Below are 24,488 nucleotides of genomic sequence, written 5' to 3'. Positions count from 1 at the left end.
CACCGGCGCCCTCGGCTGCCGGACGGGCCGCGTCCTGCCGCCCCGGCGCCCCCCGGCCCTCGGCGCGCGATGAGGAGCCGCCGTCGGTCCCGGACGCGTCCTCTCAGCGCCGGCCAGCCGGCGGGGCCTCGTGCTCGGTCATGGCGCGGGCGAACTGGGCGGCGTGGAGGCGCGCGTAGGCGCCGCCGCGCTCCAGCAGCTCGGCGTGGTCGCCCTGCTCGACGATGTCGCCGTGCTCCATCACCAGGATCGTGTCCGCGTCGCGGATGGTGGACAGGCGGTGGGCGATGACGAAGCTCGTCCGCCCTTCCCGCAGCGCCCCCATGGCCCGCTGCACGAGCAGCTCGGTGCGGGTGTCCACCGAGCTGGTGGCCTCGTCCAGGATGAGGACGGCGGGGTCGGCGATGAAGGCCCGGGCGATGGTGAGCAGCTGGCGCTCGCCCGCCGAGATATTGGCGGCGTCCTCCTCCAGGACCGTCTCGTAGCCCTCGGGCAGGGCCCGCACAATGTGGTCGACGTAGCAGGCGCGCGCGGCCGCCTCAACGTCCTCGTCCGAGGCGCCGGGGCGCCCGTAGCGGATGTTCTCGCGGATCGTGCCCTGGAAGAGCCACGGGTCCTGCAGCACCATGCCGGTGCGGGCGCGCACGTCACGCCTGCGCATGGCCGAGGTGTCCACGCCGTCGAGGGCGATACGGCCGGAGTCGATCTCGTAGAAGCGCATCAGGAGGTTGACCAGGGTGGTCTTGCCCGCCCCCGTGGGTCCTACGATGGCGACGGTCTGGCCGGGCTCGACGCGCAGCGACAGGTCGCGGATGAGCTCGACCTCGGGGTCGTAGGAGAAGCGGACGTGGTCCATCTCGATCACGCCGGCCCCCCGCGCGCCCGCGGGGGCCTCCCCGCCCGCCGCGCCCTGCGGGGCCTCGCCCTCGGCGTCGGGCCGCTCCTCCTGGGCGTCGAGCAGCTCGAAGACGCGCTCGGCGCTGGCGGTGCCGGACTGGACGGCGGTGGTCATGCCGCCGAGCTCGGCCAGGGGCTGGGAGAACTGCTGGGAGTACTGGATGAACGCCTGCACATCCCCCAGGCGCAGGGACCCGCCGGCGACCATGAGCCCGCCGGCCACCGCGATGGCGACATAGGCCAGGTTCCCGACGACCTGCATGATCGGCATCATAATGCCGGACAGGAACTGGGCGCGCAGGCCGGCGCGGTAAAGCTCGTCGTTGTCGGCGTCGAAGCTCTCGCGCGAGTCCTGCGTGCGCCCGTAGGTGCGCACCAGGGCGTGCCCGGAGAAGGACTCCTCGACCCGCGCGTTCAGCCGCCCGGTCCTGGCCCACTGCACGGTGAAGGCCCTCTGGGAGCGCGGCCCGATGACGCCGAAGATGACGGCCATGAGAGGCAGGACGATGAGTGCCACCAGGGTCAGCCTCCAGGAGATCGACAGCATCATGGCCAGCACCCCGAGCACCGTCAGGACGGAGGTCAGCGCGCCGGACAGCGACTGCTGGAGCGTGTTGGTGATGTTGTCGATGTCGTTGGTGACGCGGCTGAGCAGCTCGCCGCGCTGGACGCGGTCGAAGTAGGACAGGGGCAGGTGGTGGATCTTGGCCTCCACGTCGGCGCGCAGCCGGTACATCGCCTTGACCGTCATGCGGTTGAGGATGAACCCCTCCAGCCAGGACAGGAGGGCCGAGCCGATGTAGACCGCCAGGGCGATCAGCAGGACGCGGCTCAGGGCGGCGTAGTCGATGCCCGCTCCGGGCACGAGGTCCATGGCGCGGACCATGTCGGCCATGTCGCCGTGGCCGGAGGCGATCAGGCCCTCGATCGCCTGCTCCTTGGTCGTCCCCTCCGGCAGCAGGGAGCTGATGGCGCCCTCGAAGACGATATTGGTGGCCCGCCCCAGGATCCTGGGGGCGGCCACGGCCAGGACGACGGAGACGACGGACGCGAGGGCGGTCACGACCAGAGAGAGGCTGTAGGGGGCCAGGAGGGCGAGCATCCGGGTGAAGGAGGGCCAGAAGGCGCTGGCCCTGCCCGGAGGCGGGCCGGCGCTCCAGTCCTCGGAGGCGGCCTGGGCGCCGGCGGCCAGCGCGAGGTCCTCCTCGCTGAGGCCCTCGACGGCGGGGCCGGCGGCGCCGGGGTCTGCAGGGGCGGCGGAGTCGGCGGTGCTCATGCGGCGGCCTCGCTTCCGAGCTGGGAGGTGACGATCTCGCGGTAGGTCCTGCTGGTGGCCAGCAGCTCCTCGTGCGCGCCCCTGGCGGCGAGCCTGCCCTCGTCCAGGACGAGGATGAGGTCGGCCCCGGTGATCGTCGAGACGCGCTGGGCGACGACGATCTTGGTGACCCCGGCCGTCGCCGGCCCCAGGGCCGCGCGCAGGCGGGCGTCGGTGGCCACGTCCAGGGCGGAGAAGGAGTCATCGAAGACGAGCACCGTCGGGCGGCGCACGAGGGCGCGGGCGATGGCCAGCCGCTGGCGCTGCCCGCCGGAGACGTTGGTGCCGCCCTGGGCGATGGGCGTCTCCAGCCCGCCGTCCATCTCGGTCACGAAGTCGCGCGCCTGGGCCACCTCCAGCGCCTCCCACAGCTCCTCGTCGGTGGCCTCCTCACGGCCCAGACGCAGGTTGGAGGCGACGGTGCCGGCGAACAGGAAGGGCTTCTGGGGCACCAGGGCGAGCTGGAACCACAGGGTCTCGGGCTCGGCGCGGCGCACGTCGGTGCCGCCGACCAGCACCGCCCCGGCGGAGGCCTCCAGGAGCCGGGGGATGAGGTTGACCAGGGTCGTCTTGCCCGAGCCGGTGGAGCCGACGACGGCGACGGTCTGGCCGGGGCGGGCGGTGAAGGAGATCTCCGTCAGGACGGGCTCCTCGGCGCCGGGGTAGGCGAAGGTGACGTCGCGCATCTCCACCTCTCCCGGCCGGGGGAAGTCCGAGACGGCGTCGGCGGGGGCGGCCAGGGAGGGGTCGGTGGCCAGGACCTCGCTGATGCGCTCGGCGCACACCGCGGCGCGCGGGATCATCATGGTCATGAAGCTGGCCATGACGATGCCCATGAGGATCTGCATGAGGTAGGTCATGAACGCCACGAGCGTGCCGACCTCCACCCGGCCCGCCTCGACCTGGTGGCCGCCGAACCAGATGACGCCGACCATGGTGGCGTCCAGCACCAGCATGGTCGCCGGGAACAGGAAGACGAACAGCTGTCCGACCCTCTCCCCGACCCGGGTGATGTCCCAGTTGGCCCTCTTGAAGCGCTCGGTCTCGGCCGTCTCGCGCACGAAGGCCCGCACGACGCGGATCCCGGTCAGCTGCTCGCGCAGCACGCGGTTGATGGAGTCCAGCCGCTCCTGGAAGGCGCGGAACAGCGGCACCATGCGCCTCACGGCCAGGCCAACCACGAGGACGAGCACGGGCACGGCCACCGCGATGAGCCAGGACAGGGAGGGAGCGCGGGTCACCGCCATGACGACGCCGCCGACTGCCAGCAGCGGCGCGGTCACCAGCATGGTGCAGCCCGTGAGCACGAGCATCTGGATCTGCTGGACGTCGTTGGTAGTGCGGGTGATCAGGGAGCCGGCCCCGAACACCGACACCTCCCGCTCGCTGAAGTCCCCGACCCGGCGGAAGATGAGGGCGCGCAGGTCGCGTCCCATGCCCAGCGCCGAGCGGGCGGCCAGCCAGGTCGCGGCCACAGTGCAGACCCCCTGCAGCACGGACACGCCGAGCATGAGGGCGCCGGTGCGCCAGATGTAGCCGGTGTCGCCCCGGGCGACACCCGCATCGATAATGTCGGCGTTGAGATTGGGCAAGTACAGGGAGGCCAGCACCTGCACGATCTGCAGGAGGAGGACCCCCGCCAGCAGGATCCGGTAGGGGCGCAGGTGGGTGCGCAGAAGACTGACGAGCATGGAACTTCCGAGGTCGGGGGGAGCGACTGCGGGACCGCGGCCGGGCCGGTTGGCCGGCCCGGCGGGCCGGGTCCCGGCAGCGGGGCCCGGCCACGACCGCGGTACCGCGGGGACGCGCCGCATACTAGCCCCTGACGCCGCGTCAGGGTGCAAGCGCCGGCCGACGAGTCGTCTTCCCGGGCTCCGCCTACCGGCCCTCGCCGTCGGGGGAGCGCCCCCGCGCGAGCAGGGCGCAGGCGGCGAAGACGGCCGGGATGAGGCAGCACACGAGCAGGGCGGGCCGCAGCCCGGTCCCGGCGTCGGGCGGCAGGTGCGCCGCGAGCCGGCTCAGCGCGCCGTCGGGTGCCGCGCCCGCGGCGGCGGCGACCGCCCCGGCAGCGGACGGTCCGGCGGCGGCCCCGATGTCCCCGGCCAGCGCCAGCACGGCGAACATGGCCCCGCCCCCTGCGGGGAAGCGGGCGGCGGCCAGCGAGGTCGCGCCGGGCCACATGAGGGCCACGCACAGGCCGGTGAGCGCGCAGGCGCCCAGGCCGGCCGCGGGAGCCGGGGACGACGCCGTCACCACGTAGCAGACGACGGCGCCCAGGCCGCTGGCCGCGAGCGCGCCGCGCAGGGGGATCGCCCGGACCCGACGGCCTGGGATCCCGTAGGCCGTGCGCCCCAGGGCCATGAGCAGGGCGAACAGGCCGGGGCCCAGCAGGTCCCCCACCGCCTTGGGCACCCCGGTGGCCCGCTGGGCGAAGAAGCTCGACCACTGGCTCATGGTGAGCTCGGATGCGCCGCCGGCGGCCATGAGCAGCAGGACGAGGAGGAAGACCGGGGATCTCATGAGGCCTCTCAGGGATGTCCGCTCGTGGTCGGGCACGGTGGCCGGCATGGGCGCGCGCGCCATGAGGGCGGCGTTGACAGCCGGGACGAGCGCCCATGCCGGCGGCAGCACCCACCAGGCGCCCGGGCCGAGGGCGCCCAGCAGGCCGGTGGAGACCACGACCACTCCCAGCTGTCCCCAGCAGTAGAAGGAGTGGAGCAGGGCCATGCCCGCCTCCCTGGAGCGTCCGGGCTCGGCGGGCAGGTGCTCGACGATGGGGCTCGCCAGGACCTCGATGAGGCCGCCGCCGACGGCGTAGATGGCGGCGGCCAGGCACAGGCCCGCGAAGGGCGCCGCGAGCAGCTGCGGGAGCAGGGCCATGAGGACCAGGCCGAGCGCTGCCAGGACGTGGGCCAGCACCATGGGCGCGCGGTAGCCGACGCGGTCGACGACCTTGACGGCGGCCAGGTCGGTCAGCAGCTGGACGAGGAAGTTGAGGCCGGCGAGCAGGCCGAGCCGGGCGACGTCGATGCCGAGCCGGGTGTGGAAGACGACGAAGAGCAGTGCCGCCAGGTTGTTGACGATCGCCTGCACGATGAAGCTCGCGTAGGCGGCGCGGCGCGTGGTGGCGAAGGTCATGCGATGAGCCTCGGTCGTGGGTCGGGAGCCGGAAGGCGGCGGGCTGGGGGGGGGAGCCGGGAGGCCCGGCGCGGGATTCCACGGGTCTCCGGGCGCGCGGGCCCGCCCAGGGTACCAGCGATATCTACTCATCGGTCGGCGCCGGCGGGACGGGGCCGAGCTCCGCCGGCCGGTCTGGGAGCGCCGCGGTCCGGTGACGTCATATCGTCGTCCCCGATGACGTCCCCCGCCCCTCCCCCGCCGCGCGGCCGCATGGGCCGGGCGGCGCGCCTGCTGGCCGCCGTCGTGCTGGCGGGCGTGGCGGCGGGGCTCGTGGGCATCGCCATGGCCTGCCTGCTCGAGGGCTTCGAGTGGCTCTTCTACGGGGTGCGCGAGGGGGCGCTGCCCGAGCGGGTCGCGGCCGCCCCGGCGTGGCGGCGCGTGCTCGCTCCCGCCCTCGGCGGCGCCCTGGCGGGGGCGCTGTGGTGGTGGGAGCGCGCCACCGGGGGCGTGGTCGGCGTCGAGGACGTCGTGGCCGACGGCTCGGGAGCCGCCGCCGCGCGGATGGGGCTGGCGCGGCCGTTCGCCGACGGCGTGCTGCAGGTGCTCACCGTGGGCGCCGGCAACTCCGTGGGCCGTGAGGGGGCGCCGCGCCTCATGGCGGGGGCGGTCGCCGCCCGGCTCGCGCGGTGGCTGGGCCTGGAGGCGGGCGCCACTACCCTGCTCGTGGCCGCGGCGGCGGGCGCCGGCCTGGCGGCCATGTACAACGTGCCCATGGGCGGGACCGCCTTCGCCGTCGAGATCACCATGGCGGCCGGGACGCGGCGCCGCGGCGTGTGGCTGGCGCTGCCGGTGAGCCTGATCGCGACGGCCGTCTCGTGGCTGCACTCCCGCGGCCGTGCGACCTTCGACGTCGCCGTGGGTGGGCCGGCGGCGGCCACCGTGGTGGTGGCGCTGACGGCGGTGCCGGTGTTTCTGGTGCTGGGCGCGGGGGCGCGAACGCTGTGGGGCTGGTTCAGGGCGCACCGGCTCCCGGACAGCTGGACGCTGCCGGCGGGCATCGGCGCGGCGGGCCTGCTCACGGGTGCGGCGTCGCTGTGGCTGCCCGTCCTGCCGGGCAACGGCCGGGACGCCCTGGAGGCGGCGCTGGTCTCGCCGACGACGAGGGCGGCGCTGGCGGCCCTGGCGGGCGTCGTGCTGCTCAAGCCGCTGCTGACCGGGGCGACGCTGGGAGCGGGCGCCACGGGCGGGCTGCTGGCGCCGTCCTTCGCCCTGGGCGGCAGCGCGGGGGCCGCGGTCGCGGGGCTGGCGCACCTGGCGGGCTGGGAGGCGAGCGTACCGGTGCTCGCGCTGGCGGGAGCCGGGGCGGTGCTGGCCATCACCCAGCGCGCCCCCGTGTTCGGCACGCTGTTCGTGTGGGAGCTCGCACGCCCCGGAGCGTGGGTGCTGGCGCTCATGACGGTGATTGTCGCGGCCTGCTGGCGGCTGACCTCTCCGCCCTCCTCCCCCATCTCGCTCCCCCGCTTCCCTCGCCGAGATCGGTCGTAATCCGCACCGAGATCGGTTCAGTTCCGGCCGCGGACTGGACTGCCGGGCGTGTCTCGGACAGCCCTGAAAGACCGCTTTCAGGGCTGTCCGAGACACGCCCGGCAGTCCAACCGGCGGAGACAAGACCCCCGACCCCAAGATGACCAGACGCTCCCAGGAAACCCAACAACGCGCACAAAACACCTATAGACAAATATCGGAAAAAAAACAAAGACTATAAAGATAAGGCGACTTCGTCGGACCATAATCAGACTCCCAGTGGCTGGAGCGAGAATAAGCGTCCCAAGACGGGTTTCCAGAAGCCCAATGTCGACGAGGTCCTCGCCAAGCAGGAGGAGATCGGCCACCCCGTCAAACGCGCCGGTGCAAGCGATCATGGGGTTGATGGGCAGTACTACGCCTCGCACGCGGAGCGGCAGGAGTCGATCACGGCCAAGGAGCCGGCCATCGGTGTAGCGAAGGAGCTCTGCGATGACTGTCCGGGCTGCTTCAGCAGGCTCGCCCAGCACGAGGGGAGATGATGGTACGTCACCGACCCGGACGGGACATGGATATTCTACCCCGACGGCACAGTGGTAAAGCCTTGAACAACATCATGACGCAACCGATCGATATTATGCTCGGATCGGATGGCGCTGGAGAGCAACAGATGAGGAGGGTGTCATGATTGACATGGACGTCGTGAACCGGGAGATCGAGGCCGGCCGGGCCGAGCTGGCCGCCAGCAGCAAGGCGATCCTGTCGCTGGCGACCCGCACGCGGATCTGGAGGGCCATGCTGGACCCCCAGGACCACGAGGCCTCATACCGACACCGGATCGAGCTGCAGGTGGCTTGCGTACGCCACGTTCAGCACTTCTGGGACAGCGCCTTCCCAGGAGACAACAGGGTTGAAGAGATGCTCACCCTGGCACAGGAGCTCATTGACCAGCAAGTGGACTCAGACCGGGCGGAAAGGCTCGCAAATAGTTTTCTCGTTCACGTATTCGATGAAGTGAATGATTTTAATGACGTATATCAGCCCGCAGTCTTCGTTGCCGACGCAGCCTCCCATATGGTTATTTCAGCCTGTAGTCGCAACCCTTACTACGATACCGCGAGTAGCGCGACGGATGATGATGAGCTGCTTCCGGATGCTCTCGAGACCAGTTACAGCTGCTCGGGGGCATCCTCTAATTCTCTGAATTGGGTGTCGATTGAGGAGACGGATGTGTCGGCTCGTCGGGCGTTTTGGACGTGGTACCTGGATGAGGCGATCCCGCAGGTGCTGGCCGGCTGACGCCCACAGGGGGCAGTGCCCGCAGGGATCACGGCTGGGGCGACAGGGTTCCTGTGAGCACGGGCGTCTGCCTGGATCCTTGAGCCGCCGTCGCATTGGGTCGGGCCGACCGCCGAGATGAGCACCGTTGGCGGTCGGGCTTCTCCGGGTGCGGCGCGTGGAGGAGAGTAGGGTGCATGATCGACATGGACGCAGTGGGCCGTCAGGTCGAGGCCGGCCGGGCCGAGCTGGCCGCCAGCGACAAGGCGATCCTGTCACTGGCGACCCGCACGCGGATCTGGAGGGCCATGCTGGACCCCCAGGACGACGAGGCCTCATACCGCCGCCAGATTGAGCTGAAGATGGCCTGTGTGCGCCATGTACGGTATGTCTGGGACCGGGCCTTCCCCGGCGACGGCAGGGTCGAGGAGATGCTCACCCTGGCACAGGAGCTCATCGACCAGCAGGCGGACCCGAAACAGGCAAATAGACGCGCAGGTTCCTTCATAGTTCACGTGCGTGACGAACTGGCGGACGTTCATGACCTTGTCATCAGGTCTGCGGTTCTCGTTGCGGACGCCGCATCCAGCACAACAATTTCAGCCTGCTTCCGCGACCCCATACGTGCCATTTCAGACGATGCGAAGAGTGACGATGAGCTGCTTCCAGACACCCTTGAGCCGAGTTACTGCTGCGCGGGAGCGGCAGCCCACGCCCTGAACTGGATGCCGATTGAGAAGACCGACGTGCCGGCTCGTCGGGCGTTCTGGAGGTGGTACCTGGACGTGGCGATCCCGCAGGTGCTGGCCGGCTGACCCGCTAGTGGGGCCTGGCTGGCTCGGTTCTTCTCTGTCGGGGTCGGGGTGGCTTTTCGCCGAGGCGGTGGAGGCGCGTGCTGGCAGTCCGTATCTGGCCTGCCGCTCTATCCGCCGTCGGCGGCTGTCAGTATCATATCAGTGGCCTTTTATGGGCGTGTGGGGTGCGGCGGCCTTGAACTGTATAAGATTTGTCCTACCTGGGATGCCGGTGCGGTGGCCGGGGCACCTCAGGGAAGACGGGCCGGCAGCCGCTGACCGCCAGCGCCCTTCCGGCCCGACGGCGCATGCCCGATGCCGCCCGGTATCGCCGGTCCGAACCGATCGCGACGCGGAAGCGGACCGATCTCGAACCGGAATACGACCGATCACGACGACGCCGGGCGCCCGCGTCACACGGTGCGGCGCAGAATGACCGAGTCCCAGCCGGCCAGGCGCTCGGGCGCGCCCGTCCCCGAGCCGCCGGCGCCCTCGGCCGGCAGCGAGGCGACCAGCACCCGCTCGGCGTCGGCCCACTCCCCCAGGTCGAGCCCCTCGGCCGCGAGGCGGCGCCGCAGCGCAGAGCCCTCCCCCATCTCCAGGCCCTCGCGCGCGCACGAGGCCAGCAGCAGGAGCTGCTCGCGCTCGCCGTCGGCGCCCACGAGCTCGCGCAGGATCGTCCAGGAGCCCGCGTCGTCGGCGTCGAGCAGACGGAAGGTGCCCAGCGCCACGGCGTCGTCGCTGTGCCGCAGGGCGATGAGGGCCCGGTAGTGCTCGAAGACCGATCCCGGCTCGCCCACCTGGCTCGCGGCGTTGATCTCGGTGTAGTTGGGAGTCACGTCGATCCACGGCCTGCCCGTGGTGAAGCCCGCCTGCGGGCCCGCGTCCCACTGGACGGGGGTGCGGGCGTTGTCGCGCGAGTTGACCGGCAGGCCCGCCAGCACCGCCTGGGGGTTGTCGCCCGCGCCCACCCGCTCGTGGTAGTGGTTGATGGTCTCCAGGTCCCGGTAGGAGCCGATGCCGCTGAAGACCGTGTTGGTCTGGCCGATCTCCTCGCCCTGGTAGACGTAGGGCGTGCCGCGGTGCATGTGGAGGATCGAGGCGAGGGTCTTGGCGCTGGTCGCCCGCCAGGCGGGGTCGTCGTCGCCGTACCGGGAGACGGCGCGGGGCTGGTCGTGGTTGTCCCAGTAGCTGGAGTTCCATCCCCTCTCCTCGGTGATACGTCCGGCCTCGTCCGTGGCAGGGGCGAGGGCCTCCTGCCAGGCGGCGAGGTTCTTCTTCAGGACGATGCGGTCGAGGGGCCTGGGGTCGAACTTGCCGCCCGGGCCGCTGGTCAGGCTCACGTGCTCGAACTGGAAGACCATGTCGAGCTCGGCCCGCGCCGGGTCGGTGTAGCGCGGCGCCTCGGCCAGGGTGACTCCCGGCATCTCCCCGACGGTGAGGATGTGGCCCTCCCGCGGCGCGAAGACCGTCTCGTTCATCTCGTGGAGGAACTCGTGGATGCGGGGGCCGTTGGCCACCAGGGAGGCGCCGTCGCCGTACAGGTCGCCATCGCGCCTGAGGCCGTCGGCCAGCGGGTAGGTCTTGGAGATGAAGTTGATGACGTCCATGCGGAAGCCGTCGACGCCGCGGTCCAGCCACCGCCCCATCATCTCGTAGACGGCGCGGCGGACGTCCTCGTTCTCCCAGTTCAGGTCGGGCTGCTTGGCGGAGAACAGGTGAAGGTAGAACTCGCCGCTGCCCTCGTCCCACGCCCAGGCGGAGCCGGAGAAGAAGGAGCCCCAGTTCGTGGGCTCGGTGCCGGGCCGGCCGGGCTCCAGTCCGGGGACCCGGCGGGCGGGGCGCCAGATGTACCAGTCGCGCCTGGCGTCGTCCCTGGAGGAGCGGGAGGCGCGGAACCACTCATGCTCGTCGCTGGTGTGGTTGACCACCAGGTCCATCACCAGGCGCATGCCGCGCGCGTGAAGTCCCGCGATGAGCGCGTCGAGGTCGGCCAGGCTCCCGAAGAGCGGGTCGATGTCCTCGTAGTCGGAGATGTCGTAGCCGTTGTCGTCCTGCGGCGAGCGGTAGACGGGGCTCAGCCACACGACGTCGACGCCGAGCGCGTCGAGGTGGTCCAGGCGGGCGGTGATGCCGGGGATGTCGCCGACACCGTCGGCATCGGTGTCCTGGAAGGAGCGCGGGTAGACCTGGTAGACGACGGCGCGCCGCCACCAGTCGGCGTCGTCCCCGACGTGGCGGGACGAGAGAACGAGGGATGGGTAGCTCATGGTGCTGACCCTACGGGATGGGAACGGGCGGCACGTCGAGGACGACGACAGTACCGTGTGCGGGTGCGACGCCGGCACGGGACAGATCCCGACGCGGCGGCCCGAGCCGCATCGGGCACAATGCGGCCATGGCAGGCACGCGACCGCATCCCCCCGGCCCCCGCGACCCCGGCCCGTGGGCCGGGCTCAGCGACACCCAGCGGGCGATCGTCCTGACCCTGCTGCGCCACGGGCGCATGACCCGGCCCGAGATCATGAGGCTGGTCGGCATCTCCCCCGGCTCGATCACGCGACTGACCACGCCGCTGATCGACTCCGGTCTCCTCACCGCCCACTCCGAGCGCCTGGCCAGCACGGGTCGTCCCCAGTCCCCCCTCGAGGTGCGCGCCGACGCGGAGACCATGATCGGGGTGAACCTGTCGGGCGACGCCCTGACCGCCGTGCTCGCCGACCTGCATCTGAGCGTCCTGGCCACGGCGCGCCGCGCGCTTCCCGACCACGCCCCTGCCGACGTCGTCGCAGCGATGGCCGACGCCGCGCAGGAGCTGACGCGCTCCCGGCCGGGCGCCCCCGCCCCGTCCTGCGCGGGAGTGAGCCTGGGCGGGGCCACCGCCGCGGGGCGCACGGTGGTCGACGCCGTGTTCCTGGGCTGGAACCGGATCCCCCTGGCCGATCTCGTCGAGGCGCGGCTGCGCATTCCGACGACCATCGGCAACGACCTGGTGGCGATCACCCTGCAGGAGGCCTGGTTCGGGGCGGGGCGCGAGCACGACCGCCTGGCCCTGATCACGGTGGGCGCCGGCATCGGCTTCGGCCTGGTCTCGCACGGCGAGGTCATTACGACGCCGGATGCCGAGCTCGGTCTCATGGGCAAGATCCCGGTCCCCGACGGCGGCCGGCCGGCGGCCGCGCTCCCGGCGACGGACTGCCTGACCAACGCGATCATCGAGCGCGCATGGACCGAGCTGGGCCGGCCCCCGACGCCCGCGGCCGGGATCGTGGAGCTGGCGAGAGGTGGCGAGGCCGACGCGGTCGCGATCTGCTCGTCCTATGCGCGGCGCACTGGCCGCCTCATCGCCATGGCGGCCGCCTTCACCCTGCCCGACATCGTCGTGGTGGCGGGCGAGCGCGCCGAGGTCGCGGCCCTGTTCGAGGACCAGGTCATGGTCGGCGTGGCGTCGGCCAGACGCCCCGGCGCGGCCCCCGTCAACATGGTGGTGCGCGAGCACGACCGCATCAGCTGGGCGCGGGGGGCCGCAGCCCTGGCACTGAGGGCGCGGGCCGAGGGCCGCCTGTAGAGCCCGGCCCCCACCGGCCCGCCGGTCGGCCCTGTCGGACAGCCGTCACCACCCGTCGGGCATATCGTCTGCACCGTCCGTCCCATCGCTCAGAGGCGCCTCGCGGCAGGCGCGTGATCAGAAAAGGTTGACGTCCATGCCCTCTCCTCTCTCCGCCGGCTCCGCGGAGCCCCGTCCTGCGCCCGCCCGGCCGGAGGCGGTCGTCCGGGTGGGCGACCACGCCCGCTTCACCGTCCTGACCGACCGGCTCATCCGCATGGAGAGCTCCGGGTCGGGCAAGTTCACCGACGCCGCCACCCAGCTGGTCGTCTCCCGCGACCTGGGCGAGGCCCCCGCCTTCGACGTGCGCCGCGGCGAGGACCGCGTGGAGATCCTCACCGAGCACCTCCACCTGACCTATCAGCCCTCGCGAGGGTTCTCCCGCTCGGGGCTGAGCGTGACCATGCGCACCGCCGTTGTCAACCTGCACGGCGGAACCTGGCGGTTCGGGGACGAGTGGGACCCCGACGAGACCTTCCCGACCAACCTGGGCGGCACCTGCCGCACCCTGGACGACGTCGACGGCCGGGCGCGGCTGGGCCCCGGGATCCTCTCTTTGACCGGACTGGCCGTCATCGACGACTCCGCCTCCCTGCTCCTCCAGGAGGACCAGTGGGTCAGGCCGCGCCCGAGCGCGAGCCCCGTGGACGGCTCCTCCCCGGACCACGACCTGTACCTGTTCGGCTACGGGCAGGACTACCGCCGGGCGCTGCGGGACTTCTTCCGCCTGACCGGCCCCACTCCGCTGATCCCGCGGGCGCTCCTGGGCAACTGGTGGAGCCGCTACCACCGCTACACCGAGGAGTCCTACCTCGCCCTCATGGACCGCTTCGCGGCCGAGGGGCTGCCCTTCTCGGTAGCGGTGCTCGACATGGACTGGCACCTGGTGGACATCGACCCGGCGATCGGCAACGGGTGGACCGGCTACACCTGGGACCCCGATCTCTTCCCCGACCCCGGGCGCTTCCTGGACGCCCTGCACTCCCGCGGCATGCAGGTGACCCTCAACCTCCACCCCGCCGCCGGCGTCCGCCGCCACGAGGCCGCCTACGCCCCCATGATGCGCCGGCTCGGCAGGGACCCGGCCTCGGGCGAGGCCATCGCCTTCAACATCGGTGACAAGGACTTCACCGACGCCTACCTGGAGCTCGCCCACCACCCTCTGGAGGACGACGGCGTCGACTTCTGGTGGCTGGACTGGCAGCAGGGCGGCGACACCGACATCCCGGGCCTGGACCCGCTGTGGATGCTCAACCACGTCCACTACCTGGACTCCGGGCGAGAGCGCACCCGCACCGGGCCGGACGGCCGGGTGGAGCGCTACCGCCGCCGCCCCGTCACCTTCTCCCGCTTCGCCGACGCCTCCAGCCACCGCACGCCCGTCGGCTTCTCCGGGGACACCATCACCACCTGGGACTCCCTGCGCTTCCAGCCCGAGTTCACGGCCACCGCCGCCAACATCGGCTACTACTGGTGGTCCAACGACATCGGCGGGCACATGCTCGGCCGCCACGACGACGAGATGGCGGCCCGGTGGGTCCAGCTCGGCTGCTTCTCGCCCATCAACCGCCTCCACTCCACGAGCTCGGTGTTCAGCTCCAAGGAACCGTGGCGGTACGGCCGCGACGCCCGCGCCACCATGGAGGCCCACCTGCGGCTGCGCCACCGCCTCGTGCCCTACCTGTACACCTGGGCGCGCCGCGCCCACACCGAGGGCGTCGCCCCGGTGCGCCCCGTCTACCACGACGAGCCCCGGGCGGCGGGCGCCTACTCCAACCGCGCCGAGTTCCTCTTCGGGGACCTGCTCGTCGTGCCCATGGTCCACAAGGCCGACCCGGTCAGCGCCCTGGCCCAGGAGCGGGCGTGGCTGCCCCGGGGCACCTGGTTCGACCTGCCCACCGGGCGGCGCTACGAGGCGGCGGCCGAGGACGGGCGGACGCTCACCGTCTCCCGGACCCTGGACCGCCTGCCGGTCCTGGCCCGCGCCGGGAGCATCGTCGTCGGCGCCGGGGACGTCGGCGAGGCCGCCGGGGACAATCCCCGCCGCCTGTCGGTCCTCATCATTCCGGGCGCCGACGGCGAGCTCGTGCTGGAGGAGGACGACGGCTCGCCCGCCCCAGGGCCGGACGCCGTCGTGCGCACCCGCTTCTCGCTGGTCTGGGACGAGCGCTCCGCCACGGCCCGCCTGACGATCGCCCAGGAGGGGCCCGACGGCGTCGTCCCCGCCGAGCGCGAGATCACGGTCCGCCTCCTGTCCGCGGGCGGCGAGAGGCTGCGCGCACGCGTGAGCGGAGCCGGCAGAACCGCCGGCGCGCGCCGGGAGCCGGTGATCACCCGCCGGGAGGCCGACGGCTTCACCCTGGGTGCGGGCACCGATGTCGCCCTGGGTGTCGTCCGCCCCGCCGACGGCGTCGAGCTGGCGCTCACCGGGGTGCGCACCGCCCCGCCGTCGCCGGCCGAGGAGGTCCTCTCCATCCTCGAGCCCGCCCGGATCGCCTACGACGCCAAGGACGCCGCGTGGCGGGTCGTGACCTCCGGGGCGCGGGGCGGGGCGCTCCTGGGGGGCCTGCGGGCGGCCGGTCTTCCCGACGACGTGCTGGCGGCCGTCGCCGAAATCGCCTGAGACCGCCGCGCGATCTCCCGGGGGCACCGGGCGGGCGCACGGCACAATGAGGGCATGAGCACTTCGACGCCCTCCTCCGCCGGCCCGCTGGCCGGCCGCACCGTCGTCGTCACCGGGGTGAGTCGGCGCGCGGGCATCGGCCACGCCGTCGCCTGCCGGGCCGCCGACCTCGGCGCCTCGCTCGCGTGCCACCACTTCTCCCCCCACGACGCCGAGCAGCCCTGGGGCGCCGACTCCGTGGAGGCGACGCTCGAGTCCGTGCGCAGCCACCTGACCGAGGGGGCTCAGCTGGTCGATATCGAGGCCGACTTCCGCGACCCCGAGATCCCGCGGGTCGTTATCGACTATGCGGCCTGGGCCCTCGGCGGCGTCGACGCCCTCGTGTGCAACCAGGCGTCATCGGGGCACGACGGCGCCCTGGAGCAGATCGACGCGGGCGACCTCGACCACCACTGGGCGGTCGATGCGCGCGCCTCCCTGCTGCTCGTGCAGGCCTACGCCCAGCACTTCGCCAATCGTCATGAGACCGACCCGGACGGGACGGAGGAGGGCGCCCCGGCCCTGCCGGGCTCGGCCGTGCTCATGACCTCCGGGCAGGGCCTGGGCCCCATGCCCGAGGAAATCGCCTACTGCACCGCCAAGGCGGCCCTGGCCGGAATCACCCCCTCGCTCGCCGCGGGGCTCGCCGGGCGCGGGATCCGTCTCAACACGGTCAACCCCGGCCCGGTGGACACCGGCTACATGGACGCCCAGACGCTGCGCGCTCTTGACGCCAGGTTCCCGCGCGGGCGCACGGCCCGGCCCTACGACGCCGCCCGCCTCATCTGCTGGCTGCTCACCGACGAGGCCTCCTGGGTGACCGGACAGGTGATCAGCGCTGAAGGCGGGTTCCGGCGCTGAGCGGGCCGGGCGCCGGCATCACTGCTTGAGCCCGCCGGCCGCCAGGCCGGCGACAATGCGCCGCTGGAAGAGCAGCACCATGATCACCAGCGGCAGAGTCATAATGACGCCCGCAGCCATCTGCGAGCCGAAGGGCGTGTTGAACTGCGAGGCTCCGGTGAACTTCGACAGCAGCACGGTCGCTGGCTGCATGGCGGGATTGTTGATCATTGTGACGGCGACGAGGAACTCGTTCCAGGCGCCGATGAAGATAATGATGGCGGTGGTGAAGATTCCGGGCGCGGCGATCGGGAGGATGACCTTGCGGAAGGCCTGGCCCGGGGTGCAGCCATCGACCATGGCCGACTGCTCCAGCTCCTGGGGCATCTGCCTGAAGAAGCTGGTCAGGTTCCACACGGCCAGCGGCAGCGAGAACGACAGGTCGGGGATGATCATCGCCTGATAGGTGTTGATCCACTGCCAGTCGGAGAAGTTCTTCAGCAGCGGCACGATGATCGCCACCAGCGGGAACATCGACGTGGCCAGCACGACGAGCAGCAGCGCGCCCTTGCCGCGGAAGTCGAGGCGGGCCAGCGCGTAGGAGGCGAAGGTCGCGACCGCCAGCGCCACAATGGTGACGGTGACCGACACGACCAGGGAGTTGACCAGCCCCTGACCGAAGCTGTTCTTGGCCGAGAACACGGCCTCGTAGTTCTCCAGGGAGGGGTGGCGCGGCCACCAGCTGTTCTCGAAGATCTCCTGGTCCGGCCTCAGGGAGGAGACGATCATCCAGTAGAAGGGCGCCAGGCAGTAGATGACGATGAAGCCGATGCCGACGGTCGCCCAGACGCCGGACCACGGAGTCTTCTTCCTGGTGCTCCGCGCAACGGCGGCCGGGGCGGAGTCGGGTTTGATACTCATGACTGGCTCCCGGTGTCGGAGGAATAGGTGGGGTGAGCGGCTGAGGAGGCGGCCTCGGCGGCCGTTCTCGGGCGCCGCCTGGGCAGGAAGACGGTGGCGGGCAGCTTGCCGCCCTTCCTCCTCTTCCTCTCCACGCTCGCGCCGAGGTCGGTGCCGGTGATCTTGACGAAGGCGAAGGCGAAGATGAAGACGTACAGGAAGAGGATGAGGGCGTACGCGGCAGCCGACCCGTACCGGAGGTTGGAGGCCTCGTCCTGGACGAGCATGGAGATCGTCTCCACCGAGCCCTTGCGCGGTCCGATGAGGATGTAGGGCAGGTCGAACATGCGCAGGGCGTCAAGGGCGCGGAAGAGGACGGCGACGGCGAGCGCGGGCTTGACCAGCGGCAGGGTGATGCTGGTGAAGCGCCTCCAGGCGTTCGCGCCGTCGATCTTGGCGGCCTCGTAGACCTCGTCCGGGATGACCTGGAGCCCGGCGAGAGTGAGCAGCCCGATGTAGGGGGCGGTCTTCCACACGTCGGCGATAATGATCGCCGTCTTGGCCGAGGCGTTTCCCGAGGCCCACATAATGGGCTGGCCGAGGATCGCGTTGGCGACGCCGTTCTGGTTGAAGATCCATCCCCACAGGATGGCGGAGACGGCGGTGGGGATGGCCCACGGCACCAGGATGGCGGCGCGCACGAAGCCGCGCCCGCGCATCGCCTTGTGCATAATGAGCGCCATGGCGACGCCCAGGACCGTCTCCAGGACGACGGTGACCACGCCGAAGAGCGTCGTGTTCCAGGCGGCGGTCCAGAAGCGGTCTCCCGCGGAGGTGAAGATGTCGGCGTAGTTCTTCAGGCCGACGAAGGGGGCGACCTTGGAGACGAAGCCGGTCTCCTCGTCCAGGCCCGCCTTGCCGTACAGGGACTGCTGCAGGGACTGGAGGATGGGGATGATGATGACGACCGTCAGGACGACGATCGTGGGGGTCAGGAGTATCCAGGCCAGGCGAGACTGAGCCCTGCTGGACTTGGACCGCCGGTTCACGAGTCCCGGCGAGTGCGACGACGTTGTGCTCATGGGTTTCCCTCGTACCAAAGCTCTTACTGGCTCTCGCCAGCCCTCACCGCGCGCCGGCGGCCATCGGGTGCGGACGCCTGTCCCGGTCGGCCGCCGGTGGCTCCGCCCCGTGAGCGGGGCGGAGCCACCGGGGTGAGGGCCGGGCGTTCAGCCCTGGATGTTGTTCAGGGCGCTCTCGAGACCGGTAATGGCGTCCTGGGCCGTGGTCTTCTGCTGGATCGCCGGGTAGATGGCGTCCTGGATCGCCGCGGTCACGTCGCCGTAGGAGACCTCTCTGGGCCGGCCCTTGGCGGCATCGAGGGAGGCGCGCAGAGTGGTCAGGTACGGGAACTTCTTGAGCAGGTCCGCGTCCTCGTACAGGGAGCCGAGGATGGGGGCGAGGGTCTGGGTCTCGAGGGCGTAGCGCTCGGAGTCCTCGGAGATCCACCACTTGACGAACTTCAGCGCCGTGGCCTTGTTCTTCGAGTAGGCCGAGATTCCGCAGTTGTGCCCGCCCAGGGTGGGCACGAAACTCTTGCCGTCAATGGTCGGCAGCGCGGCGACGCCGAACTTCTCCTCGCCGAGAGCCTTGAGGTTGTTGTCGTACTGATAGGGCCACTGGCGGTAGAAGAGCAGCTCGCCGGCCTCGAAGGCGTTGCGGCCGTCCTCCTCCTTCCACTCCAGGGCCTTCGTGGGAATGTAGCCGTCCTTGAAGCCGTCCATGAGGTTCTGCAGACCCTTGACGGCCTCGGGGGAGTTAATGGTGACGGCGTTGGAGTCGTCGTAGAAGGCGCCGCCGGCGGTGTGGATGAACTCCGAGGAGCAGCACGTCAGGCCCTCGTACTTGGCGAACTGGCCGCCGAAGCCGCCGATGCTCTCATGGCCGGAGACCTTGCGCACGGCGTCGATGGCGGACTTGACCTCGTCCCAGGTGGTGGGCACCTTGACGCCCGCCTCGGCAAGGAAGTCCTTGCGGTAGAACATGATCGGGGAGTCGGTCACGAAGGGCACCGCGAAGAGCTTGTCGCGGTAGATGCCGGTGCTCCACACCGACTCAATAATGTCGTCGTTCTTGAGCTCGTCGATGGGCAGCTCGAGGATCCACTGGTTGGCCGCGAACTCCGCCACCCAGACATTGTCTACGGAGATGACGTCGTAGGCATCGGACTGGGTCTGGGCGTTGTTGATAAGGGACTGGCGCTGCTGATCCGCCTCGGCGGAGAGCTCAATGAGGGTGACCTGCTCGTCCGGGTTGTCGGCGTTCCACGCGTCGATGCGCTCCTGCACCTTGCCGTCGGAGTTGTCCTTGCCCTGGACCCAGGTGATCGGGCCCGTGCCGGAGAAGTCAGCAGTGGTGTCACCCCCCCGGCCATTCGAGCAGGCTGCGGCGGCGCCGAGAGCCGCGGCCAGGGCGGAGCCCTGGATGAACCGACGCCGTGGAAGCGAAGCAGTCATCTGTAGTTTCCTCCTTGAAACGCTGTAAACGCGCATGACGGACGGGTGGTGGTGGGGAGATCCGCAGTCGGACGAGGTGTCGAGGGCAACGTTAGGCCGGAGGGCGTCGGGCAGGCGCCCGATCATCCGTACCGTTATCAATTCGTTATCTTCCGCCCCGTCATATTCCGGCCCGACCGGCCCGGCTTGCCCGCCCCCCCCGAACCGACCATTTGGCAGAATGGACCGGCGCACCCCGAGGAGAACCGATGAGCACCCCAGCACGTGAGCCCGCCCCGCGGGTGGGCACGACCGGCCCGAGCGGCGCCCCGCCCGGCGCCGGGTCGATCGAGAGCATGACCTTCCGGCCCGACCGCCGGTTCTGGGTCGTCTACGTGTGCCTCATGATGGTCGTCTTCCTCACGGCCATGTACCACACGGTCGTCGCCACCGCGCTGCCCACGATCATCGGGGACCTCGGCGGGGTGGCCCACATGTCCTGGGCGATCACCGCCTACACCATCGCCCAGACGCTGGCCATGCCCGTCACCGGCAAGCTCGGCGACGTCGTCGGCCGTAAGCCCCTGTACCTGACCGGCATCGTCCTGTTCATCGGCGGCTCGGTGCTGTGCGGCTTCGCGCCGTCCATGCTGCTGTTCGTGGCCGCGCGCTTCATCCAGGGCCTGGGCGGCGGCGCCCTGATGATCTCCTCCCAGGCCATCACCGGCGACCTCATCCCGCCGCGCGTGCGCGGCACCTACATGGCGCCCCTGGGGGCCATGTTCGGCGTCGCCGCGATCCTCGGCCCCCTGCTGGGCGGCTGGCTCACCGACTCCTTCGGCTGGCGCTGGGTGTTCTGGTTCTTCCTGCCCTTCGGGGTCTTCGCGTGGATCGCCGTCGCCGCCGCCCTGCGCCTGCCCCGACGCGAGCGCGCCTTCACCGTCGACTGGGCGGGCCTGACGCTCAGCGCCACCGGCTCAACCGGCATCGTGCTCATCGCCACCTGGGGCGGCACCACCTACGCCTGGTCCAGCCCGGTCATAATCGGCCTGGGTGCCGTCACCGCCGCATCCTGGGCGGCCCTGGTGCCGGTCGAGCGGCGCGCGGCCGACCCCATCCTTCCGCCGAGGATCCTGACCGACCACACCTTCGTCGTGGCCACCGTCGTGGCGGTGCTCATGTGCGCCTGCCTGTTCGGCATCAACGGCTACCTGCCGACCTACTTGCAGATGGTCTACGGGGTCTCGGCGACGGCGTCCGGGCTGCTGCTCGTGCCCGGCAGCGCCGGCATGTTCATCGGCTCCATGGTCTCCGGCGCCCTGGTCACCCGCACGGGGCGGTACAAGGTCTTCCCGGTCCTCGGCTCGCTGCTGGGCGCGACGGGCATGGTCGTCCTCGGCCTGGTGCCGCCCACCGCGCCGGTGTGGTGGATCAGCGCGGGCATGTTCGTCCTCCAGCTCGGCATCGGCATGTTCCTCCAGCTCAGCGTCCTGATCATCCAGAACGCCCTGCCGGCCTCCATGCTGGGCACCGCCACCAGCACGAACAACTTCTTCCGGGAGATCGGCGTCTCGCTGGGCAACTCCATCATCGGGGTCCTGTTCACCTCCCGGCTGACGGCCGCCCTGGCGCTGGTCGGGTTCGACGAGGAGGGCGTGTCCACGGTGACGCCCGAGGCCGTGCGAGCGCTGGACCCGGTCACGGCCGACGCCGTGCACCTGGCCTACGCCCATGCGCTGGCGCCGGTGCTGCTGGGGCTGGCCCCGGTACTGATCACGGCCGCCGCCGTCGCCGCGCTGTTCCGCCCCCTGCCCCTGTCGACGCGGACCGGCCTGGAGCAGCTCGAGGAGGAGCTCGCCGCGACCGACGCCCTGGTCGCCGACCACTCGGACGATTATGCTGGTGGCGCCACCGCACGCTTCGAGGAAGAGGCCGGACAATGACCACCAGCGAGGTCGCCCAGGGACTCACCAGCGCCAGCGCCGACGACGACCGGCGGGTCGACCCCCGCCTGGCCCGTCTGGCCGCCGCGGCGGCCGCCCGCGGCACGGTCCTGCTCGCCAACGACGGCGTCCTGCCGCTGGACCCGGCGGCCCGCGTCGCCGTCTTCGGGCGCGTCCAGATCGACTGGTTCGCCGTCGGGTACGGCTCGGGCGGGGACGTCAACGCCCCCTACACCACCAACCTGCTCGACTCGCTGGTCGAGGCGGGCGTCGCCGTCGACTCCGGGCTCGCTGAGACCTACCGCAGCTGGTGCGCCTCCCAGGCAGTCGGCGCCCCGGAGTGGGGGAAGTGGCCGCGCTCCCACCCCGAGATGGAGCTGGACGAGGCGGCCGTGGAGGCGGCCGCGGCCCGCGCCGACGTCGCCGTCGTCGTCATCGGCCGCGCGGCCGGCGAGGACCGGGAGAACGTCCTGGAGCCCGGCTCCTACTACCTGACCGCGCCCGAGCGGCGCCTGCTGGAGCGGGTGGCCGCCCGCTTCGAGCGCACGGTCGTCATTGTCGACTCCGGCAACGTCATGGACCTGTCCTGGGCCGAAGAGCTGGGCGCGAGCGCACTCCTGCTCGCCTGGCCGGGCGGGATGGAAGGGGCCCGCGCCGTCGCCGACGTGCTGCGCGGCGCCGTCGAGCCCGGCGGGCGCCTGCCGGACACCATCGCCCGCCGCTACGAGGACTGCCCCTCGGCGGCGAACTTCGGGGACCCCGAGGCCAACCACTACGCCGAGGACGTCTTCGTCGGCTACCGCTACTTCGAGACCTTCGCCCCGGACGCCGTCCAGTTCCCCTTCGGATTCGGCCTGGGCTACACGACCTTCGCGGTGGCGCCCGGCGCCCCCGTGCGCGAGGGGGACGTCGTGCGCCTGACGGCGTCGGCGACCAACACCGGGGGGAGGGCGGGCTCGACGGTCGTCCAGGTCTACGCCGCCCCGGCCTCGCGCGGCGCGCTGGCCTCGCCGGCACGCGGGCTCGTCGCCTTCGCCCGCACCGCCGAGCTCGCTCCCGGCGGCACCCAGGAGCTCGACCTGTCCTTCCCCGTGGAGCGCCTGGCCTCCTTCGACGACTCCGGGGCCACCGGGCACCGCAACGCCTGGGTGCTCGAGGCGGGCGCGCACCCGCTCCACGTGGGGCTGTCCGTGCGGGACACCGCCGCGGCGGGCGCCGTCGACGTCGGGGCCGCCGAGGTCCTCGAGCAGCTCGAGGAGGCGCTCGCCCCCTCCCCCGACCATCCCTTCGACCGCATGACGCCGGTGCGCGGGCGGGACGGGGGCGTCGTCGTCGGCTGGGAGCCGGTGCCCACGGCCACAGTCGACCTGCGCGAGCGCATCGTCTCCCGCCTGCCCGAACCGGTCGGCCCCGCCGGGGCCGCGGGCCCCGGCGGGAGCGGGACCGGCCCCACCCTGCGGGACGTGGCCGCCGGCAGGGCGGACCTGGACGACGTCGTGGCCCGTCTGAGCGCGCAGGACCTCGCCCAGCTGGCCTACGGCGACATTGAGATGAATTCCCCGCTGGGGGCGCCCGGCAACGCCGGCGCCTTCGGGGGCCTGACCGAGGGTCTGCGCGCTCTGGGCGTGCCGCCGGTCATCACCACCGACGGGCCGTCGGGCATCCGGGTGTCGGCCTTCGCCTCCCTGCTGCCGTGCGGCACGGCGCTCGCCTCCGCCTGGGACCCGGCCCTGGTCGAGGAGCTCGAGGGCCTCCACGCCGAGGAGATGCTCCGCAAGGGCTCCGACGTCCTGCTCGCCCCCGGCATGAACATCCACCGCGACCCGCTGTGCGGGCGCAGCTTCGAGTACTACTCCGAGGACCCGCTGCTGACGGGCCTGACGGCGGCCGCCTACGTGCGCGGCATCCAGTCGCGGGGCGCGTCCGCCTGCCCCAAGCACCTGGCCTGCAACAACCAGGAGACTCAGCGGTGGGTCAACGACTCGCGCGTGTCCCAGCGGGCCCTGCGCGAGATCTACCTGCGGGGCTTCCGCATCTGCGTGGAGCGGGCCCGCCCCCGCACGATCATGACCAGCTACAACAAGATCAACGGGCAGTGGGCCCACTACAGCTACGACCTGGCCACCACGATCCTGCGCGGGGAGTGGGGCTATAGGGGCCTGGTCATCACCGACTGGTGGATGCGCTACGCCCCCGACCCGCTCTTCGCCTCTCTCGCCGACTCCGCCACGCGCGTGCGCGCGCAGGTCGACGTCCTCATGCCCGGCGGGCGCACGTACACCAGCACCCGGGCCGAGGGGCACGACGACGCCGTCCTGGCCTGCTACGACCCCGACGACGGCTCCGGCGAGCACCTGACTCTGGGCGAGCTCCAGCGCACGGGACGCAATGTGCTGCGCATGGCGCTGACCACCCGGGCCCTGGCGGGGCCGGCTCCGATGGGGCCGGCGACCGGGCCGGTAGGCTCGCGCTCATGACCGAGGAGACCCCCTTCGCCCAGGCCCGGCCCTACTTCGCCGGGGACGCGCGTACCAACCGCGAGCGCATGCTCGCCGGCGACTGGTACGTCTCCGACGACCCGGACAACGCCCGGATCGCCGCCCGCGCCCGCCGCGAGCTCCACCTCTACGAGCGCGCCTTCGCCATGGGCGAGGACGACGCCGAGGAGCACCTGCGCGCCGCCCTGCCCCACCTCGCGCCGGGCGCCCGTCTGCTGCCGCCGGTGCGCGTGGACTACGGGGAGAACATCGCCGTCGGCAAGGGCACCTTCGCCAACTACGGGCTGGTGGCCCTGGACGTCGCCCCCATCACCATTGGCGCGCACTGCCAGATCGGCCCCGGCGTCCAGCTGCTCACCCCAGTCCACCCCCTGGAGCCGACGCCGCGGCGGGTCGGGCTGGAGAGCGCCGACCCGATCGTCATCGAGGACAATGTGTGGCTCGGCGGGGGCGTCATCGTGTGCCCGGGGGTGCGGATCGGCGAAAGCTGCGTCATCGGCGCGGGCTCGGTGGTGACCCGGGACATCCCGGCGCGCTCCCTGGCGGTGGGCAGCCCGGCGCGCGTCGTCCGCACCCTGGACGACTCGACCTTCGGCCCCCGCCACTGACGCCGAG

17 protein-coding genes are annotated in these 24,488 nt (G+C 71.6%); 10 read left to right on the top strand and 7 right to left on the bottom strand.

Annotation, left to right across the window (positions count from 1 at the left end; all coding sequences use genetic code 11):
• Positions 1–103 precede the first annotated feature (103 nt).
• The 3 genes from AIF0345_RS05135 to AIF0345_RS05125 all read right to left on the bottom strand — a co-directional run bounded on the left by AIF0345_RS05135 (position 104) and on the right by AIF0345_RS05125 (position 5,350).
• Entirely contained in the window at positions 104–2,173 is a 2,070-nt protein-coding gene (locus AIF0345_RS05135; protein WP_285297519.1) for an ABC transporter ATP-binding protein, read from the bottom strand.
• On the bottom strand, positions 2,170–3,903 hold the full coding sequence (locus AIF0345_RS05130) for an ABC transporter ATP-binding protein (RefSeq protein WP_285297518.1): 1,734 nt from the start codon (positions 3,901–3,903) through the stop codon (positions 2,170–2,172). The genes AIF0345_RS05135 and AIF0345_RS05130 overlap by 4 nt, the downstream gene beginning before the upstream one ends.
• Before the next feature lie 187 nt (positions 3,904–4,090).
• Complete coding sequence (locus tag AIF0345_RS05125; protein WP_285297517.1) at positions 4,091–5,350, bottom strand: MFS transporter; 1,260 nt, start codon at positions 5,348–5,350, stop codon at positions 4,091–4,093.
• 216 nt (positions 5,351–5,566) lie between these two features.
• Between AIF0345_RS05125 and AIF0345_RS05120 the strand changes: the two genes are divergently transcribed.
• The 4 genes from AIF0345_RS05120 to AIF0345_RS05110 all read left to right on the top strand — a co-directional run bounded on the left by AIF0345_RS05120 (position 5,567) and on the right by AIF0345_RS05110 (position 8,949).
• Entirely contained in the window at positions 5,567–6,877 is a 1,311-nt protein-coding gene (locus AIF0345_RS05120) for a chloride channel protein (protein WP_285297516.1), read from the top strand.
• 185 nt (positions 6,878–7,062) lie between these two features.
• The gene (locus AIF0345_RS16840; RefSeq protein ID WP_449701838.1) at positions 7,063–7,398 is read left to right on the top strand and encodes a hypothetical protein; all 336 of its coding nucleotides are present in this window, start codon (positions 7,063–7,065) and stop codon (positions 7,396–7,398) included.
• Between the two features lie 142 nt (positions 7,399–7,540).
• Positions 7,541–8,155, top strand: coding sequence for an Imm5 family immunity protein (locus tag AIF0345_RS05115; protein ID WP_285297515.1), 615 nt, complete (start codon positions 7,541–7,543; stop codon positions 8,153–8,155).
• A gap of 176 nt (positions 8,156–8,331) precedes the next feature.
• Entirely contained in the window at positions 8,332–8,949 is a 618-nt protein-coding gene (locus AIF0345_RS05110; protein WP_285297514.1) for an Imm5 family immunity protein, read from the top strand.
• A gap of 392 nt (positions 8,950–9,341) precedes the next feature.
• Here the strand turns inward: AIF0345_RS05110 and AIF0345_RS05105 are convergent, their stop codons facing one another.
• Positions 9,342–11,198 carry an alpha-glucosidase gene (locus AIF0345_RS05105; protein WP_285297513.1) on the bottom strand — a complete coding sequence of 619 codons (1,857 nt, stop codon included), beginning with the start codon at positions 11,196–11,198 and terminating at the stop codon, positions 9,342–9,344.
• A gap of 128 nt (positions 11,199–11,326) precedes the next feature.
• Between AIF0345_RS05105 and AIF0345_RS05100 the strand changes: the two genes are divergently transcribed.
• The 3 genes from AIF0345_RS05100 (at position 11,327) to AIF0345_RS05090 (ending at position 16,058) form a co-directional block, all read left to right on the top strand.
• A complete protein-coding gene (locus AIF0345_RS05100; RefSeq protein WP_285297512.1) occupies positions 11,327–12,496 on the top strand; it encodes an ROK family transcriptional regulator in 1,170 nt (389 codons plus the stop codon).
• 136 nt (positions 12,497–12,632) lie between these two features.
• Positions 12,633–15,158: a glycoside hydrolase family 31 protein gene (locus AIF0345_RS05095; protein ID WP_285297511.1), complete on the top strand. Its 2,526-nt coding sequence runs from the start codon at positions 12,633–12,635 to the stop codon at positions 15,156–15,158.
• A gap of 54 nt (positions 15,159–15,212) precedes the next feature.
• Positions 15,213–16,058: an SDR family oxidoreductase gene (locus AIF0345_RS05090; RefSeq protein ID WP_285297510.1), complete on the top strand. Its 846-nt coding sequence runs from the start codon at positions 15,213–15,215 to the stop codon at positions 16,056–16,058.
• A gap of 18 nt (positions 16,059–16,076) precedes the next feature.
• On the opposite strand, the gene AIF0345_RS05085 is transcribed toward AIF0345_RS05090, so the two are convergent.
• From AIF0345_RS05085 to AIF0345_RS05075, 3 genes are all read right to left on the bottom strand, one after another.
• Complete coding sequence (locus AIF0345_RS05085; RefSeq protein ID WP_268916602.1) at positions 16,077–16,958, bottom strand: carbohydrate ABC transporter permease; 882 nt, start codon at positions 16,956–16,958, stop codon at positions 16,077–16,079.
• Complete coding sequence (locus AIF0345_RS05080) at positions 16,955–18,019, bottom strand: carbohydrate ABC transporter permease (protein WP_273168776.1); 1,065 nt, start codon at positions 18,017–18,019, stop codon at positions 16,955–16,957. The genes AIF0345_RS05085 and AIF0345_RS05080 overlap by 4 nt, the downstream gene beginning before the upstream one ends.
• Positions 18,020–18,166: 147 nt before the next feature.
• Complete coding sequence (locus AIF0345_RS05075) at positions 18,167–19,453, bottom strand: ABC transporter substrate-binding protein (protein ID WP_268916600.1); 1,287 nt, start codon at positions 19,451–19,453, stop codon at positions 18,167–18,169.
• Between the two features lie 248 nt (positions 19,454–19,701).
• On the opposite strand from AIF0345_RS05075, the gene AIF0345_RS05070 reads away from it, so the two are divergent.
• Genes AIF0345_RS05070 through AIF0345_RS05060 form a run of 3 tightly spaced genes read left to right on the top strand, consistent with a single transcriptional unit; the run spans position 19,702 to position 24,481 of the window.
• Positions 19,702–21,375 (top strand): MDR family MFS transporter, encoded by a 1,674-nt coding sequence (locus tag AIF0345_RS05070; RefSeq protein WP_268916599.1) that lies wholly within the window; start codon positions 19,702–19,704, stop codon positions 21,373–21,375.
• Positions 21,372–23,852: a glycoside hydrolase family 3 C-terminal domain-containing protein gene (locus AIF0345_RS05065; protein WP_285297509.1), complete on the top strand. Its 2,481-nt coding sequence runs from the start codon at positions 21,372–21,374 to the stop codon at positions 23,850–23,852. The genes AIF0345_RS05070 and AIF0345_RS05065 overlap by 4 nt, the downstream gene beginning before the upstream one ends.
• Positions 23,849–24,481, top strand: coding sequence for a sugar O-acetyltransferase (locus AIF0345_RS05060; RefSeq protein WP_268916597.1), 633 nt, complete (start codon positions 23,849–23,851; stop codon positions 24,479–24,481). The genes AIF0345_RS05065 and AIF0345_RS05060 overlap by 4 nt, the downstream gene beginning before the upstream one ends.
• The last annotated feature ends 7 nt before the right edge of the window (positions 24,482–24,488 follow it).

It is taken from the genome of Actinomyces israelii (assembly GCF_030253495.1).
Classification (GTDB): Bacteria; Actinomycetota; Actinomycetes; order Actinomycetales; family Actinomycetaceae; genus Actinomyces; species Actinomyces israelii.
The sequence above is the reverse complement of the archived record's forward strand: the minus strand, read 5'-3'. Positions and strand labels throughout refer to the sequence as shown.

Coding starts and splice junctions, on each gene's coding strand:
- AIF0345_RS05065 (WP_285297509.1), top strand. CDS start 21,372: ATGACCACCAGCGAGGTCGCCCAGGGACTCACCAGCGCCAGCGCCGAC.
- AIF0345_RS05060 (WP_268916597.1), top strand. CDS start 23,849: ATGACCGAGGAGACCCCCTTCGCCCAGGCCCGGCCCTACTTCGCCGGG.
- AIF0345_RS05070 (WP_268916599.1), top strand. CDS start 19,702: ATGAGCACCCCAGCACGTGAGCCCGCCCCGCGGGTGGGCACGACCGGC.
- AIF0345_RS05120 (WP_285297516.1), top strand. CDS start 5,567: ATGACGTCCCCCGCCCCTCCCCCGCCGCGCGGCCGCATGGGCCGGGCG.
- AIF0345_RS05095 (WP_285297511.1), top strand. CDS start 12,633: ATGCCCTCTCCTCTCTCCGCCGGCTCCGCGGAGCCCCGTCCTGCGCCC.
- AIF0345_RS05105 (WP_285297513.1), bottom strand. CDS start 11,198: ATGAGCTACCCATCCCTCGTTCTCTCGTCCCGCCACGTCGGGGACGAC.
- AIF0345_RS05085 (WP_268916602.1), bottom strand. CDS start 16,958: ATGAGTATCAAACCCGACTCCGCCCCGGCCGCCGTTGCGCGGAGCACC.
- AIF0345_RS05115 (WP_285297515.1), top strand. CDS start 7,541: ATGATTGACATGGACGTCGTGAACCGGGAGATCGAGGCCGGCCGGGCC.
- AIF0345_RS05075 (WP_268916600.1), bottom strand. CDS start 19,453: ATGACTGCTTCGCTTCCACGGCGTCGGTTCATCCAGGGCTCCGCCCTG.
- AIF0345_RS05080 (WP_273168776.1), bottom strand. CDS start 18,019: ATGAGCACAACGTCGTCGCACTCGCCGGGACTCGTGAACCGGCGGTCC.
- AIF0345_RS05125 (WP_285297517.1), bottom strand. CDS start 5,350: ATGACCTTCGCCACCACGCGCCGCGCCGCCTACGCGAGCTTCATCGTG.
- AIF0345_RS05100 (WP_285297512.1), top strand. CDS start 11,327: ATGGCAGGCACGCGACCGCATCCCCCCGGCCCCCGCGACCCCGGCCCG.
- AIF0345_RS05135 (WP_285297519.1), bottom strand. CDS start 2,173: ATGAGCACCGCCGACTCCGCCGCCCCTGCAGACCCCGGCGCCGCCGGC.
- AIF0345_RS05110 (WP_285297514.1), top strand. CDS start 8,332: ATGATCGACATGGACGCAGTGGGCCGTCAGGTCGAGGCCGGCCGGGCC.
- AIF0345_RS05090 (WP_285297510.1), top strand. CDS start 15,213: ATGAGCACTTCGACGCCCTCCTCCGCCGGCCCGCTGGCCGGCCGCACC.
- AIF0345_RS05130 (WP_285297518.1), bottom strand. CDS start 3,903: ATGCTCGTCAGTCTTCTGCGCACCCACCTGCGCCCCTACCGGATCCTG.